This is a genomic window from Rhodococcus sp. KBW08 (assembly GCF_003852455.1).
GTDB lineage: Bacteria > Actinomycetota > Actinomycetes > Mycobacteriales > Mycobacteriaceae > Rhodococcus_F > Rhodococcus_F baikonurensis.
The window spans coordinates 290,898-304,861 of record NZ_QAJJ01000011.1; the positions used below are offsets into that span (position 1 = coordinate 290,898).

At 59.4% G+C, this 13,964-nt stretch carries 14 protein-coding genes; 11 read left to right on the forward strand and 3 right to left on the reverse strand.

Going from position 1 to position 13,964, the window contains the following annotated elements:
- Positions 1-14: 14 nt before the first annotated feature.
- On the reverse strand, positions 15-1,484 hold the full coding sequence (locus DBV08_RS16365) for a Na+/H+ antiporter NhaC family protein (RefSeq protein ID WP_124568111.1): 1,470 nt from the start codon (positions 1,482-1,484) through the stop codon (positions 15-17).
- A 294-nt stretch (positions 1,485-1,778) separates the two neighbouring features.
- On the opposite strand from DBV08_RS16365, the gene DBV08_RS16370 reads away from it, so the two are divergent.
- Positions 1,779-2,315, forward strand: a complete 537-nt coding sequence (locus tag DBV08_RS16370; protein WP_095972782.1) for a helix-turn-helix domain-containing protein — start codon at positions 1,779-1,781, stop codon at positions 2,313-2,315.
- A 115-nt stretch (positions 2,316-2,430) separates the two neighbouring features.
- Here DBV08_RS16370 and DBV08_RS16375 read toward each other — a convergent pair whose 3' ends face one another.
- Entirely contained in the window at positions 2,431-3,579 is a 1,149-nt protein-coding gene (locus tag DBV08_RS16375; protein WP_095972781.1) for a sugar diacid recognition domain-containing protein, read from the reverse strand.
- Between the two features lie 158 nt (positions 3,580-3,737).
- On the opposite strand from DBV08_RS16375, the gene DBV08_RS16380 reads away from it, so the two are divergent.
- Genes DBV08_RS16380 through DBV08_RS16390 form a run of 4 tightly spaced genes read left to right on the forward strand, consistent with a single transcriptional unit; the run spans position 3,738 to position 6,931 of the window.
- A complete protein-coding gene (locus tag DBV08_RS16380) occupies positions 3,738-5,162 on the forward strand; it encodes a sodium:solute symporter (protein ID WP_124568112.1) in 1,425 nt (474 codons plus the stop codon).
- On the forward strand, positions 5,159-5,287 hold the full coding sequence (locus DBV08_RS32890) for a hypothetical protein (protein WP_260395616.1): 129 nt from the start codon (positions 5,159-5,161) through the stop codon (positions 5,285-5,287). Before DBV08_RS16380 ends, DBV08_RS32890 begins: the two co-directional genes overlap by 4 nt.
- Positions 5,280-5,675 carry a RidA family protein gene (locus DBV08_RS16385; protein WP_095972779.1) on the forward strand — a complete coding sequence of 132 codons (396 nt, stop codon included), beginning with the start codon at positions 5,280-5,282 and terminating at the stop codon, positions 5,673-5,675. Before DBV08_RS32890 ends, DBV08_RS16385 begins: the two co-directional genes overlap by 8 nt.
- On the forward strand, positions 5,672-6,931 hold the full coding sequence (locus DBV08_RS16390; protein WP_124568113.1) for a D-amino acid dehydrogenase: 1,260 nt from the start codon (positions 5,672-5,674) through the stop codon (positions 6,929-6,931). The genes DBV08_RS16385 and DBV08_RS16390 overlap by 4 nt, the downstream gene beginning before the upstream one ends.
- Before the next feature lie 239 nt (positions 6,932-7,170).
- Here DBV08_RS16390 and DBV08_RS16395 read toward each other — a convergent pair whose 3' ends face one another.
- Complete coding sequence (locus DBV08_RS16395) at positions 7,171-7,731, reverse strand: QsdR family transcriptional regulator (protein WP_003943195.1); 561 nt, start codon at positions 7,729-7,731, stop codon at positions 7,171-7,173.
- A gap of 159 nt (positions 7,732-7,890) precedes the next feature.
- Here DBV08_RS16395 and DBV08_RS16400 point away from each other — a divergent pair, with 159 nt between their 5' ends.
- From DBV08_RS16400 to DBV08_RS16425, 6 genes are all read left to right on the forward strand, one after another.
- Entirely contained in the window at positions 7,891-8,862 is a 972-nt protein-coding gene (locus DBV08_RS16400; RefSeq protein ID WP_095972776.1) for a phosphotriesterase, read from the forward strand.
- 3 nt (positions 8,863-8,865) lie between these two features.
- On the forward strand, positions 8,866-10,521 hold the full coding sequence (locus DBV08_RS16405) for an AMP-binding protein (RefSeq protein WP_124568114.1): 1,656 nt from the start codon (positions 8,866-8,868) through the stop codon (positions 10,519-10,521).
- 251 nt (positions 10,522-10,772) lie between these two features.
- Positions 10,773-12,164 carry an MFS transporter gene (locus DBV08_RS16410; RefSeq protein WP_003943131.1) on the forward strand — a complete coding sequence of 464 codons (1,392 nt, stop codon included), beginning with the start codon at positions 10,773-10,775 and terminating at the stop codon, positions 12,162-12,164.
- Between the two features lie 68 nt (positions 12,165-12,232).
- Positions 12,233-12,907: a TetR/AcrR family transcriptional regulator gene (locus DBV08_RS16415; protein WP_124568115.1), complete on the forward strand. Its 675-nt coding sequence runs from the start codon at positions 12,233-12,235 to the stop codon at positions 12,905-12,907.
- Positions 12,908-12,945: 38 nt separating this feature from the next.
- A complete protein-coding gene (locus DBV08_RS16420; protein ID WP_185564662.1) occupies positions 12,946-13,578 on the forward strand; it encodes an HAD family phosphatase in 633 nt (210 codons plus the stop codon).
- A gap of 75 nt (positions 13,579-13,653) precedes the next feature.
- A complete protein-coding gene (locus DBV08_RS16425; RefSeq protein WP_095972772.1) occupies positions 13,654-13,941 on the forward strand; it encodes a putative quinol monooxygenase in 288 nt (95 codons plus the stop codon).
- Positions 13,942-13,964: the final 23 nt, after the last annotated feature.

Below are 13,964 nucleotides of genomic sequence, written 5' to 3' on the forward strand. Positions count from 1 at the left end.
CGTTCGATCGTGCGTCACGCGACTTGGTTGGCGGCGAGGTACGCGTGATCGGGATCCTTGACGGCGACACCGTCCGCGCCCTCGAAGCGGCGGTGCCAGCCGGTTCCAACGGCGACGAACATGACGACGGTCATCACCAGGGGATAGAGCATCGCCAGGAATATCTGTGTGGTGGACAGCGCCGGTGCAGTGTCGTATCCACTGGTGAGAAGTGCACCGATGAACAGGTACGCACTCAGGACCGGCACGATGCAGGCGATACCCATCGCGAAGCAATCCATGACGACCGCCCTGCGGTACGGGTGCAACCCGACACGAGATCCGATCTCGTCCGCGACCGGGCCGAAGGTCAGCATCGCAGCGGAATTGACGCCGCCGAACAGAAGCGTCGTGACCGAGACTCCCAGGCCGATAGCGATTTCCGCTCCGCGTGGGGTGTCGGACAACCGGCCGCGGCTGATTGCTTCGACAAGACGTTCCAGTACTCCGGCTTCAGTGAGAACTCCCATGATTCCGAAGACCGCGAAGACGAGGGCCACGGTGCCCAGCATGTTCGTCACTCCGGCGGCGAGGAAGCCGGTCGGTACACCGTCGGTTACACCGACGATGTCGGTGGGAACGATGAGGCCGGCGGCCAACCCGGTGAGGATGCCGGTGATGAGCCCGACGGTGACCGCTTTGAAAATGTTTCTCGTTCGCAGCGCGACGACCAACATTATTGCGACCGGAATGAGCATGACCAGCGACTTCACTGACATGGTGCTCTCCAGCAGTTCCTCGGCGCCGTCCGCGGAGTCGTGCTTGTTGACCGAGGCGAGAACGAGAAAGCCTACGGCGCTCAGAGCCGCGGCTGTCAATGCGAAGCGCGCGCGGCTGGCGACAACTCCGCCGATGTCGGCCGACCCTTCCTTGCGGCGGAATCGCTGCGTCGACGCCGAAATGATCGTCGTGTCGGAGATCGGCGCGATGTTGTCGCCGAAGATTGCGCCCGAAACGATTGCGCCGGCCAGGATGGCGGGGTCCGCGCCCAGAAGCACGCCGGCCGGGTAGAAGATCGGGAACGCCGTGAACATGGTGCCGATCGATGATCCCGTCGACATGGAGATGATGCCGACGGAGATGAATGCAAACAGCGTGAACGTTCCACCGCCGATGCCGAGAGTGTCGGCGATCCAGACGAAGCCACCCGAGACGTTGGTGGCCTTGATCAGGGAGGACATCATGCCGACGGTGAAGAGGATGAGCACGATCGACACCGATGTCGGGCTGCCGACGCCCTTCATGACGGCGTCCCAATAGCTGCCGTACGGCTTCGCGAACAGGGCACCGATCAGAAGAGAGACAAACCCACCCATCGCCAAGGCTGTCATGTCGAATGCTTTGAACACGACGAAGAACAGGACGCAGAACGCGAGGAAGGCGACGATGGGAACGAACGCCATCATCCAGCCTCCTCGGAATTGCAGGCGGGTGTCGTTCTCCATGAGGTTCCCTCTCGTCGCGGCTTCGCCGACTGGATCTTGCATGACGCTGGAGTGTGCAAATAAATGTACAAATAGGACAGAGATCAGGAGTTCTTCGGCAGTGTGGCCGCACAAAATTATTCGACACTATGGCGAGAAATTTGAGTCAGCGAACTCTTTTTGCCTGAGTATGCGCTGATTTTGTGAGCGTGACGGCTGCAAAATGGAGGGTAGTCACGCTGTGACCGAATCGTCAAGATGTGCAGTAAAAATGCACAAGAAATCTTTACCGATCCGCTGGGATAGGGTGCGGAGGTGATTGGCGGGAAGCTGCGGGAACTCAGAACCGAGCACGGCATGACTCTGCGCGGCTTGGCTGCCGAGACGGGGTTGTCTCCAACGCTGCTCAGTCAAGTGGAGCGTGGGGTCACCGAGCCGAGCCTGAAGACTCTCCGTGCCCTGGCCCCGGTATTCGGCCAGTCGATTTCCGCGTTGTTCGAAGACCCGGTGGCGGGTCTGGTGCACATCAGCAAGCCGGGGCAGCGATCCAGAATAAGTACGCCGGCCGGTCGCATCCAGTACGAACGTCTGACATCAGGCAACGGGCAGCTCGAAATGCTGAAGGCCAAGCTGAAGCCAGGAGAACGTTCCAGCGATGAGCCGTGGTCACATCCGGCAGTCGAATGTGCCTACGTCCTCACGGGCACACTTACCGTCACTGTTGGTGTCGGAACGTATGAGGTGCTCAGCGGTGAAGCGATCACACTCGATTCGAATCAACCTCACATGTACGCCAACAACTCGGACGCGTTGGTGGAGTTCGTCTTGTCGGCAAGCCCACCCACTCCCTGAGTTTGTTGCAGGCGGGTTCCGCGGTCGGGTGTTGTTCAGTGTGCCTGCTGGGTGCGGGAGACAATCACAGACTCGGCGAACCCGCTGACGGTCACGGTAGCTGAGGATTCGGCACTCATCTTCTCATCAAACATGCCAGGTAGAGGGAAATTGCCGTTCCTGATTCGCTGAGAGGGCGCCCCACCGCGCGAGCGATTTTGTCGAGTCGATAGTTCAGTGTGTTCCGGTGAATGTGCAGACTTGCGGCCGCCGTGCTCGAGTTGAAACCGGAATCGCCCCACGCGATCATCGTGTCCCGCAGCGCGGGCCAGTCCGATTGTTTGGGCAACTTGCCGAGAACTGCCTGAGTGAGACGCTGCCTACTGTCATCCGGTATCACTGAAAGTGCCTGGTGTACACGAAAATTCTCGATGTCGTACAACTGGCCTCTGGGGTCGAGATGGGTGCCCAGTTGAATGGCGTCATATGCATCGCGGGCGGAACAGTTGAGCCCTTCGACACCAGAGGCCCGCGATCCCAGGCCGATTCTGATATTCCATGCCCTCGTTCTGGAGTCGGCCGTGAAAGTGCGGCATCTGGAGATGACTGTCGAATCCCGTGTAGTTGATTCGGCCTCGACTTCCGTGGAGACAGCAATCATCGATCGAGCCAGCGGAGCGATCATGTCAGCAGGTGAACTGAAGGTGGAGGCCAACACGTTCACCACCTTGTCCGGTCCGACATTCGAAGGTAGCGAGTCGATTTCGGACGGGATGTAGCTGACGAGAATTACGGCGCGTGGCCGCTGGAGGTCGAACCCCAACATTTGCGCGCGACGTTCGACTGGTTGGACACCAAGCGTCGAGCGGTGCCATTCGACGATGTCACGCAGCAACTCCTCGATTGACCGTTCCCGCGTTCGGCGTGATCCGATTCGTTCTGCTTCTTGCATGAGGATCTCTGTCTGGCGCTTGACGACCAACCCGAATTGCTCAACCTTGTCTGGTGAACCAGAGAGGCCGACAGTTCCGACGACATCGCCGTCGATCACCAGGGGGATTGTGACCCCAGGGAGACTGCCCACGAGATCACGAACATCCTCAGCAGTGTGTGTAATCGGCTTTCGGTTGCGAATCACTTCGACTGACGCTTCGTGGAACTGACCAACGCGTTGTTGATCACCGCTGCCGAGAACGACCCCCGCTCCGTCCGTGATCAGGACGTTGTGACCGATCACGTCGGTGATGTCGTTTGCGATCTGCTGGGCGAGAGCGTTGCTTAACATGTCTTGAGTCTCTCTCGAGCCTGATCTACTCGGAAGAGAATCGTCTGTGCAATGTGCCTGAAAAACTGTGCAATTCGACGGCGATCTTAGGGCTGATTGCCAGTGACTTGCGTCATATCCCGTTCATAAGATTGGCCAATCCTCAACTAGGAGTTCACATGGCCATCCTCGATTGGATCCTCCTCGGCGTGTATTTCGGGCTGCTTGTCCTCATCGGAGTGCAGACGATGCGTCGAGTCAAATCACCAGACGATTTTGCAGTTGCCGGTAACCGGATCGTCTGGCCCGTCTTCTTCGGAAGCCTCGCTGCCGCCTTTCTGGGCGGCGGCGCTTCGCTCGGCATGGCAGGCGCTGCTATGCGCGACGGGTACGTCTACATGTTCGCCTTCTGTGCCTTCGGCGTTCAGACCGTGCTGGTCGGCTACTTCGTTGCACCGAAACTCAAAAACTACATCGGCGCCCACACCCTCGGCGACGTCATGGAAACCCACTACGGCAAGCCCGCACGCTTGGTCACCGGAGTCCTTTCGGTCGTCCTGTGCGCAGGCATCCTCGGTGCTCAGGCATTGGCGATCGGTACGGTGGTCAATGCGACCTTGGACGTGCCGGTCGTTCCATCCGTGATCATCGGTATGGGCGTCGTGGTGCTGTATTCGTCTTTCGGTGGCGCGTGGGCGGTCATTCAGACGGACATGTTGCAGTTCGTCTTCCTCGGTGTGCTGCTCCCAGTAGCGCTCCTGATCGGTCTTGACGCTGTCGGTGGCCCATCTGCCCTCGTCGAGTTGGTGCCGAGCGATCATCTGACTTTCATGGGTGACTACACCCCAGTTCAGTTCCTCACCTTGTTTGCTGCGCTCCTGTTGGGGGAGACCCTCGTACCCCCGTACGCGCAACGAACCTTCTCGACTCCGGATTCCCGTCACGCAAGAAAGGGCTACGCGCTGGCCGGCTTCTTTTCCTTCTTTTTCTTCTTCACTGCGGCGTCCATCGGATTGATCGCCATGGTGCTGTATCCCGATATCGAGTCGGATCAGGCGCTGCCCACCGTGGTCATGAACTTGATGCCCGTTGGTGTGCTCGGATTGGTCGTTGCAGCGCTGCTGGCGGTTGTGATGTCCACGGCTAGTTCATATCTCAATTCGACGGCAGTAGTGCTGACCAAAGATATCTATCAGCCGTTGACCGAATCCGAACTACCTGCCAAGAAACGATTGACCGTCGAGCGTATTACCAGCGTCGTCGTCGGGGCAGGAGCCACGATCTTCGCACTCAGCGTCCCATCCATCGTGGATGCCTTGCTCTACAGCTACACACTGTGGGCTCCCACAGTGATCGTCCCACTGTTCGGTGCGGTTCTCTTCGGAGTCCGATCGACACCCGCTGCGCTTTCGGCGATCGGAGCCGGCGCTGTTGTCACCGCAATGTGGCAGTGGGTGCTCGAATCACCCTTCGGCTTGGACGGGCTGATCCCTGGCGTCATTGCCAACCTGCTCGTATTTGTTGTTGTCGCGGTGTCGACCAATACCAAGTATCCACGCCGTCCACATCCGGTAGCACCTGTCCTGCAAGGAGATCCGGCATGATTCTCGAACTGCTTCTCTATGGTGTCCCGGTGGCAGTCATCGTGGTGACTCTCTGGGTGGGATTCCTCGGCTGGAAGTTCTATGTTCAAGAGGTTCTGCATGACGAGGAGAACGACAATGCGTGAGACTTTCGATGTTGCCGGAATTACGACTTTGTCGTCGGTCTATCCGTCTGCAGTTGCGGCCGGCGAACTCGTGTATGTTTCCGGCCAGGTTTCGTTCGACGACGACGGCGCCGTCGTTCACGAAGGCGATGTGACCGCGCAGACAGCGCAATGTATTTCGCGGTTGGCGGACGTTCTGGTCGGGGTCGGTTCAGTGCTTGCAGACGTAGTGCAGGCAACGGTCTATCTGGCAGACGCAGCCTACGCGGACGACTTCAATCGAGAGTGGTCCCACTGGTTTGCCGACATCAGGCCGGCGCGTGCCACTGTTGTCGCGCAGTTGTTGGATTCGCGACTGCTGGTCGAAATTTCGGCCACCGCGGTTCGCGGAAGTGGTGGTATCCGATGAAGATCGCAATTATCGGCGCGGGGGTGGTCGGGGTCGCGTCAGCCTACTCGCTGGCGCAGCGCGGACATGAAGTGCACGTCTATGATCGACGGAGTGGGGTGGCATCCGATACATCCTCCAGCACAGCAGGTTTGATTGCACCGGGGCACTCGTATGCATGGGCGTCGCCATCCGCCCCGCTTATGCTCGTTCGATCTATGGCAGGCGCACAAACATCGATCCGAGTTGTTCCCCGAGTGGACATCCCGTTGTTGCGGTGGGGCACGCGTTTCCTGCGTGAATGTACTCCGTCGCGGTCTCGTTCGAATACGCTCTCCAAGCTCGCGCTCGCGAAGTACAGCCAGCAACTCATGGAACAGATCGCCGTTCGAGAGGAACTTCAGTATTGGAAAACTGACGGTGGTGTCCTCTATCTGTATCGCGACGAGAAAGAGCTTGGAAAGGCGGTCGGGAACTCCAGGCTTCTGGCAGATCACGGACGAGTTCAGGAAGTGTTGAGTAGCTCCGAGATTCCGCTTGTGGAACCAGCTCTCGCTTCCAGCCGAGCCGAGTTCGCAGGAGCGATTCACGACCGCTCAGATGGAACTGGTGATCCACATCGCTTTTCGCTGGGTTTGGCAGCATCCTGCGAACGCTTGGGTGTGACCTTTCACCTCGGTGAGGCTGTCGATCGAGTCGAAACCGACGGCGCGTCTGTCGACTCGCTCGTCGTGGGCGCTCGTCGTGTCCGCGCGGACGGATATGTGCTGGCTGCGGGTGCATCGAGTCCACTTCTAGCGCGAAACAGCGGATTTCGTCTGCCCGTATACCCGGCGAAGGGGTACACCCTCACCGCGCGAGTGAAAAATGCCGAACGTGCACCAACCGTCGGGGGCATTGACGAAAGAACTCTGGTCGCTTGGTCGCGATTCGGGGACAAGGTGAGAATGTCAGCAACCGCGGAGTTTGTAGGATACGACCGGAGTCAGTCGCCGAAGGACTTCAAGGGGATCATCGCAGCCGGCAACGAATTGTTCCCAGATGCCCTCGATTGGGACACGGCCGAGTATCGAACGGGCCTTCGTCCGATGACTCCGGATGGGCCTCCGTTGATCGGCCGAGGCAGACTGGACAACCTCTACTTCAATACAGGGCACGGCCACGTGGGTTGGACGATGGCTTGCGGTTCCGCACAGATGTTGTGCGACATCGTGGACGGGCTCGATCCGGATCTGGATCCATCACCGTATTCGCCTATTCAGTCGAGGCGGCACTGATTCGAGTGGTGACTACCGCCGCCCTGTTGGCTTCGTGGAGCGAACAGGGCGGCGGGCACTCACATCGTGACGATGGATCGGAGGACTTCGCCCCGTCGAAAGCCGACACGAGATTGATTCGTTCGCCCCATTTACAGCCATCCGCAATCACGTTGGCGTCGAGTGCGGGATGCGAGCATACGGTTGGTGGGTTCGACGTCGAATGCGGTAACGCTTGCTGATGTGCCCGTGTTTTCCTGTTAGTTACGGGTGACGCCGAGAAGCAGTGCGATCAGGTCGAGGGCCGTCTCGATCTCCGCTTTTTCCCGCCCGAGTAGAGGCGCGTAGAGGTGTACGTCGCAGATGCGAACGAGAGCTTCGCCCAGCACTTGTGGCGAAAGCGTGATCGTCAGTTGGCCGGCGTCGACCTGGGATTGCAGGATTTCGGCGGTGATGGAGGCGGATATCGATTCGATGGAACCGGGCATCATCGCGAGTTTGATGAACACCATCGGTTCACGTTTGGTCAGCGCTCGCAGTTCGGTCGACGATTCCACCGATCGCATGACGCGACCGAAGACGTCGAGGATGTACTCCGGACCTTGCCCCGACGCCTGCGACATCGCCTTCCGGTATGTCCGTTCGGTGGCCTCGGCCAGCACTGTTCCGAGCAGTTCGTCGCGGTTACCGACCCAGCGGTAGAGCGTCGCGCGGCCTACTCCGAGACGTTCGGCGAGCAGTGACATGTCGAGTGGTTCCTCCGCGAGGTACATGCTCGCGGCGGTGTCGATCGCGCGTCGGCGTTCGAGGTCGGTAGGCATCGGGACATTCTCTCCGGTTGTCCGGTACTGCACAATTTCGGCGGTCGAACAGAGGTGGGCCTCGGGTGGATCCGAGCCTATTGACGAACCAAGCGACGTGAGACACACTAGCTCATTGTCTCATGTTAGTGATGGCGATCACAGTCAGGGGTTCGATCGATGAGTTCAGTACAAACCGTTCGTGGGCCGGTGGACACAGCCGATCTGGGAAAGGTGTTGATGCACGAGCATGTCTTCGTTCTGGGTGAGGAGATGCGTCAGAACTATCCCGACTACCCGGAGCCTTGGGACGAGGAGGCTCGCGTAGCCGATGCAGTGACCAAGCTGTCCGAACTGAAATCACGAGGGATCAGCACGATCGTCGATCCCACGGTGATCGGACTCGGTCGCTACATCCCGCGTATCGCCCGGATCAACGAGCAGGTCGACCTCAACATCATCGTCGCGACCGGCGTCTACACCTACAACGACATCCCGTTCCAATTCCATTACACCGGACCAGGTTTGCTGTTCGACGTTCGCGAGCCGATGGTCGATCTGTTCGTGAAGGACATCAAGGACGGCATTGCCGGCACCGACATCCGCGCGTCGTTCCTCAAGTGCGCCATCGAAGAACCTGGTCTGACTCCCGGCGTCGAGCGGGTGATGCGAGCTGTCGGTCAGGCACAGGTCGAAACCGGTGTACCGATCACGGTCCACACCAACCCGCACACGGAATCGGGCCTCGTTGCGCAGAAGGTTCTGGCCGAGGAGGGTGCGGATCTGACCAAGGTGGTCATCGGGCACTCGGGTGATTCCACCGACCTGGACTACCTGTGTGAGCTGGCCGATGCAGGCTCGCTACTCGGGATGGACCGTTTCGGTCTCGATGTTCTGCTCCCGTTCGAGGAGCGGGTGAACACCGTCGTGGAACTGGCGCGCCGCGGCTATGCCGAGAAAATGGTTCTGGCACATGATGCCTCATGCTTCATCGACTGGTTCTCGAGTGAAGCCAAGGCTGCCGCGGTACCGAACTGGAACTTCACCCACATCAGCGATCAGGTCATCCCCACGCTGCTCGAACGTGGCGTCACCGAGGATCAGATCAACACCATGCTGGTGGACAACCCACGTCGGTACTTCGAGAGCTGAGCTATGACCAACGTGTACGAGAGCAAGCCTTGGCTCGCCAACTACGACGCTGACACTCCGCCGAACGTGGACATCGAGCATGCCGATGCCCTGACGATGTTCCGTGCGTCGCTGGATCGCGATCGCGACGCCCCGATCATCAGGTACTTCGACAGGACCGTCAGCTTTGCCGAGCTCGACGAGATGTCGGACGCGCTTGCCGTAGCCCTCGCCGAGGACGGAATCGGTTTCGGTGACAGAGTTTCCTTTGTCCTGCAGAATGTTCCGCAGTTCGTGATCGCGACGGTCGCGGTCTGGAAGCGCGGCGCCGTCGTGGTTCCGGTCAATCCGATGTACCGGGACCGTGAGCTGGCCACCGTATTCGCCGACAGCGGCGCGGTAGCAGTCATCTGTCTCGAGTCCTCGGCCGAGACCGTGGCGACTGCGTCCGAGGGCACCGCAGTGAGACGGGTCGTCACCACGTCGGAACTGGATTTCCAGTCGCGCGACGATGAACGAATCTTCGGTTCGGCGTCCAGGATTCGTCATGATGGATTTCCGGATCTACTGGAATTGATCGAGGCTCATCGAGGGCAGAAGCCCGAGAAGGTCGATCTGTCCCCGGAAGACCTTGCCTACCTTCCCTATACGTCAGGGACAACCGGCCCGCCGAAGGGGTCGATGAACACACACGCAAATGTCGTGTTCGCAGCACAGATCTATCGGGACTGGTTGGGGTTGCGCCCCGGCGGCGCGATGTTCGCGGTGGCGCCACTGTTCCATATCACCGGGTTGATCGGGCACGTCGCGGCTCCACTCCTGGCCGGCGCGCCCACGATTCTGACCTGCCGATTCCACCCCATTGTTGCAGCGGAATCGATTTCGGAGCATCGGGCCACCGCGATCATCGGTGCGATCACCGTATTCATCGCGTGGACGGACAGCGCGGCAGTCTCGAAGGAATCGCTGAGCAGTCTCGAGTCGGTGTATTCAGGTGGCGCGCCGATCCCGCACGCAGCGTTGGAAGCGTTCCGGGCGAAGTTCGGTCACTACATTCACAACGGCTACGGGCTGACCGAGACGAACAGCCCGGCAATCGTGGTACCGAATTCGCGTGAAGCGCCGGTGGATCCGTCGTCGGGCGCCGTTGCCGTCGGTGTTCCGGTATCGAACACGTACGCCGAGATAGTGGACGAGAACGACAAGCCGGTATCGATCGGCGAGTACGGCGAGATCGTGGTCTCCGGTCCGCAGGTCGCGCTCGGTTACTGGAACAAGCCGGAGGAAACTGCACATGCCATGCCAGGCGGTCGTTTTCACACCGGCGACATCGGATTCATGGACAGTGACGGTTGGTTTTACGTCGTCGACCGGATGAAGGATCAGATCAATGCCTCGGGCTTCAAGGTGTGGCCGCGCGAAGTGGAAGATGTTCTCTACGAACACCCTGCCGTGCGGGAAGCCGCCGTCGTCGGTGTCATGGATCCGTACCGCGGTGAAACCGTGAAGGCCTTCGTGTCGTTCAAGGAAGGATCCGAAGCGACCACCGAGGATCTGGTCGAGTTCTGCAAGGAAAGACTTGCAGCATACAAGTATCCGCGCATCGTCGAGATCATGAACGACCTGCCCAAGACCGTGAGCGGAAAGATTCTCCGTCGCGAACTGCGGGTACCGAGCTAGATCCACCTGACAAACGAATTGCCGGCCGCCGACTGGGTGAGCCGGCCATTCGTCGTGGTGATCGGCGAGCATCGATAGGGGATTTAGTCCCTTATGCGGCAATGTATTTCAGTGATTGACATCACTCTTTTTGTATCGCAGACTGATCGCAACGCCGCAGAGTTGAAGTTGGTGTCAGTTTCTACTTCTGGCCCGGTTTCACTTTCTCAGCTCCCGGCGCGACGAGCGTCCGACCCATCGAGGAGTAACCCATGACGAGATCGGCAGTGGATTCGAGCACGCAGGCAGGGGGCCTGTCCGATCAGGAACGGAAGAAGAAGAAGGCGCACCGCAAACTTCTCGGCGCGGGACTGCTCGGCAGTTCCATCGAGTGGTACGACTTCTTCTTGTACGGAACGGCTGCGGCACTGGTCTTTCCGCATGTGTTCTTCCCCGATTCATCCGCACTGATGGGCACACTGCTCTCGTTCAGTACGTTCTGGGCCGGCTTCGTGGCCCGTCCCATCGGTGGTTTGGTCGCCGGACACTTCGGCGACAAGTACGGACGCAAGCCCGCCGTCGTCACCTGCCTGTTGCTGATGGCTGTCGCGACGTTCCTGATCGGCGCGATTCCGAGTGCTTCGGCAATCGGCGTCGTCGCTCCGATTCTTCTGGTGACACTGCGATTCATCCAAGGCCTCGCCTGCGGTGGCCAGTGGGGCGGAATCGTCCTTCTCCTCACTGAATCCGCGAGTCCCAAGAAGCGTGGATTCTCAGGCACTTTCGGTCAGATGGGTGTGTCGTTCGGTGTAGTGCTGGGCAACTTGGTCTTCCTCGTCGCGACCGCGACCATTTCCAACGAAGCATTCCTGAGCTGGGGTTGGCGGGTTCCGTTCTTCGCCAGCGCGCTGCTCTTCCCGGTGGTTCTGTACATCCAGACGAAGGTCGAGGACACGCCGGAGTTCCTCGAGCTGCAGGAAGATGCAAAGAAGAATCAGAAGGATGTCGTCGTTCAGGCTCCACTAGCTCAGGCGCTCAAGGATCACTGGCGCAAGATTCTGCTCGGTTGCGGACTTCTGGCCGCCACCAATGCGCTGTTCTACATCAGTATCGCCGGTGTGCTCAGCTACGGCACAACCGAACTGGGGTTGAAGCGGAACTCACTGCTCATCATTTCGCTCCTGAGTGCGTTGCTGACAGTCGGAGTGGTGCTGTGGTCCGGGAAGATGTCGGACAAGATCGGTCGTCGTCCGATGATCCTGATCGGCGCCGCGGCGATCGTGGTGTGGGCATTCCCGTATTTCTGGTTGATCAACACCAAGTCCCTGCCGCTGTTCTTCATCGCAGTCACGGTCGGCAGTGTGTTCCAGTCGATGACCTACGGGCCGATCGCGGCATACATGGGTGAGCTGTTCGCACCCAACGTGCGTTACTCGGCAGCATCGTTGGCCTACCAGTTGGCCGCGATCACGGTCAGTGGTGGAACCCCGTTCATCATGACCGCGCTTATCGCGAAGACCGGAACCACGACGTGGGTTGCCGTGTTCGTAGCACTCATGGGTTTGGTGACCTTCTTCAGCGCCTGGGTACTGAAAGAGACCAACCCGAAGGAAGTTCGGGACGATCCGAACGCCATTCCCGGCGCGCATCTCTACGCCAAGTAGTACCTTCGGTTTCGAACAGACGCCCGCTACCGGTCACCGGTGGCGGGCGTCTGACGTATAACTGGAGCATGGCTGCAGCACGCACAGGCTCCGAAGATGCTTCGTCGACAGTGTCACGGGAACTTCCCTCCACTCAGCGTGGTTTGCGTACGCGTCGATCGTTGATCGATGCGGCTCGCACCGTCTTCGAGCGGACCGGTTATCTGGACTCGCGTCTGATCGACATCACGGTGGAGGCCCAGTGCTCGGCCGGCACCTTCTACACCTACTTCGCGAGCAAGGAAGAGATCTTCGCAGCAGTGATGGAGTTGGCGCGAGAAGACATGATGCATCCGGGAATGCCGCACACTCCGAAAGGCGCCGATCCCGCTGACGTCATCGCGGCGAGTAACCGTGCATACCTCGAGGCGTACCGACGGAACGCGAAGCTGATGGGACTGCTCGAGCAGGTCGCAAGCATCGATCCGGAGTTCCGGGTTCTCCGCCTCGAGCGCGCTGACGCGTTTGTTCGACGCAACGCGCGCAGTATCGAGAAGCTGCAGAAAGCCGGTCTGGCGGACGCGAACCTGGATCCGCTCCTGACGTCTCGGGCACTCTCCGGGATGATCAGTCGACTTGCGTTCGGGTACTTCGTATCCCGCGGCGGCGAGGACGGCGCGGCTGGAGTGACCTTCGACGGTCTGCTCGATACGGTCAACCGGTTGTGGATCAACACTTTACAGTTCTCGCTGCGCCAAAACTGATGTTGACGCCGGGTTCATGTTTGGTGTCTGATAGAGCAATGACACCTACGCGTACGGCAGTGCTCGTCGATTTCGGTGGAGTTCTCACCTCCAGTGTTCTTCAGGCCTTCGAAGATTTCGGGGCCTCGCTTGGGGGAGACCCACGACTTCCGTTGACCCTGCTCTCCCGCGACGACGTCTCGAAGAAGCTGCTCTCCGATCACGAATCCGGAAAGATCGACCAGGAGGCCTTCGAGGTCGGATTCGGGGAACGGCTACGAGCACACGGCGCCGTCGTCGACAGCGCCGGATTGGTGGACCGGATGCAGGCCGGGCTGATTCGAGACGAGGAGATGGTGCTTCTGCTCGCAGATGTTCGGGCGGCGGGACACCCTGTTGCGCTCGTGTCGAATGCTTTCGGGCGTGATTGTTATGCGGGATTTGTCCTCGAGGAGTTGGTCGATGAGGTGGTGATCTCGTCGGAAGTCGGGATTCGTAAGCCTTCTCGTCAGATCTACACTATTGCGTGTGAGCGTCTGGGCGTCGCGCCAGACGACGCCGTGATGATCGACGATCTGCAACAGAACCTCGACGGTGCGGCGCGGTTGGGGATCGCCGGCATTCTTCACACTGACGCGGAAAGCACTCGCAGACAATTGGAATCGACGTTCGGACTACTGCCCACGCGGTGAAACTGTAGGTTTCTCGGTAACACGTGGACACTGCTGGAACACTCGGATATTGCCGGAACACTTTTGGAGGAATGAATGATTGCTGTCATCGCGGATATCACCGTCAAGGACGGAAGCGGCGAGCAGTTCGAAGCCGTAATCGCCGAACTCGCCGAGAAGGTGCGCACAGAAGAGCCCGGAACAATTCTGTATCAACTGATCCGCTCGAAGACAGATACGAATTCCTACAAGTTCATGGAGCTGTACCAGGACGGCGCTGCCATCAAGGCACACGGAACGTCCGAGCATTTCCAGGCTGCAGGAAAGGCGATGGCGCCGTTCCTCGCCGGCGCCCCGCAGATCGAGTACTTCGACGCTCTCTGAGCGAATGGATTGGTGAGCCCCGG

Coding starts and splice junctions, on each gene's coding strand:
- DBV08_RS16365 (WP_124568111.1), bottom strand. CDS start 1,484: ATGGAGAACGACACCCGCCTGCAATTCCGAGGAGGCTGGATGATGGCG.
- DBV08_RS16375 (WP_095972781.1), bottom strand. CDS start 3,579: ATGTTAAGCAACGCTCTCGCCCAGCAGATCGCAAACGACATCACCGAC.
- DBV08_RS16380 (WP_124568112.1), top strand. CDS start 3,738: ATGGCCATCCTCGATTGGATCCTCCTCGGCGTGTATTTCGGGCTGCTT.
- DBV08_RS32890 (WP_260395616.1), top strand. CDS start 5,159: ATGATTCTCGAACTGCTTCTCTATGGTGTCCCGGTGGCAGTCATCGTG.
- DBV08_RS16385 (WP_095972779.1), top strand. CDS start 5,280: ATGCGTGAGACTTTCGATGTTGCCGGAATTACGACTTTGTCGTCGGTC.
- DBV08_RS16390 (WP_124568113.1), top strand. CDS start 5,672: ATGAAGATCGCAATTATCGGCGCGGGGGTGGTCGGGGTCGCGTCAGCC.
- DBV08_RS16395 (WP_003943195.1), bottom strand. CDS start 7,731: ATGCCTACCGACCTCGAACGCCGACGCGCGATCGACACCGCCGCGAGC.
- DBV08_RS16400 (WP_095972776.1), top strand. CDS start 7,891: ATGAGTTCAGTACAAACCGTTCGTGGGCCGGTGGACACAGCCGATCTG.
- DBV08_RS16405 (WP_124568114.1), top strand. CDS start 8,866: ATGACCAACGTGTACGAGAGCAAGCCTTGGCTCGCCAACTACGACGCT.
- DBV08_RS16410 (WP_003943131.1), top strand. CDS start 10,773: ATGACGAGATCGGCAGTGGATTCGAGCACGCAGGCAGGGGGCCTGTCC.
- DBV08_RS16415 (WP_124568115.1), top strand. CDS start 12,233: ATGGCTGCAGCACGCACAGGCTCCGAAGATGCTTCGTCGACAGTGTCA.
- DBV08_RS16420 (WP_185564662.1), top strand. CDS start 12,946: ATGACACCTACGCGTACGGCAGTGCTCGTCGATTTCGGTGGAGTTCTC.
- DBV08_RS16425 (WP_095972772.1), top strand. CDS start 13,654: ATGATTGCTGTCATCGCGGATATCACCGTCAAGGACGGAAGCGGCGAG.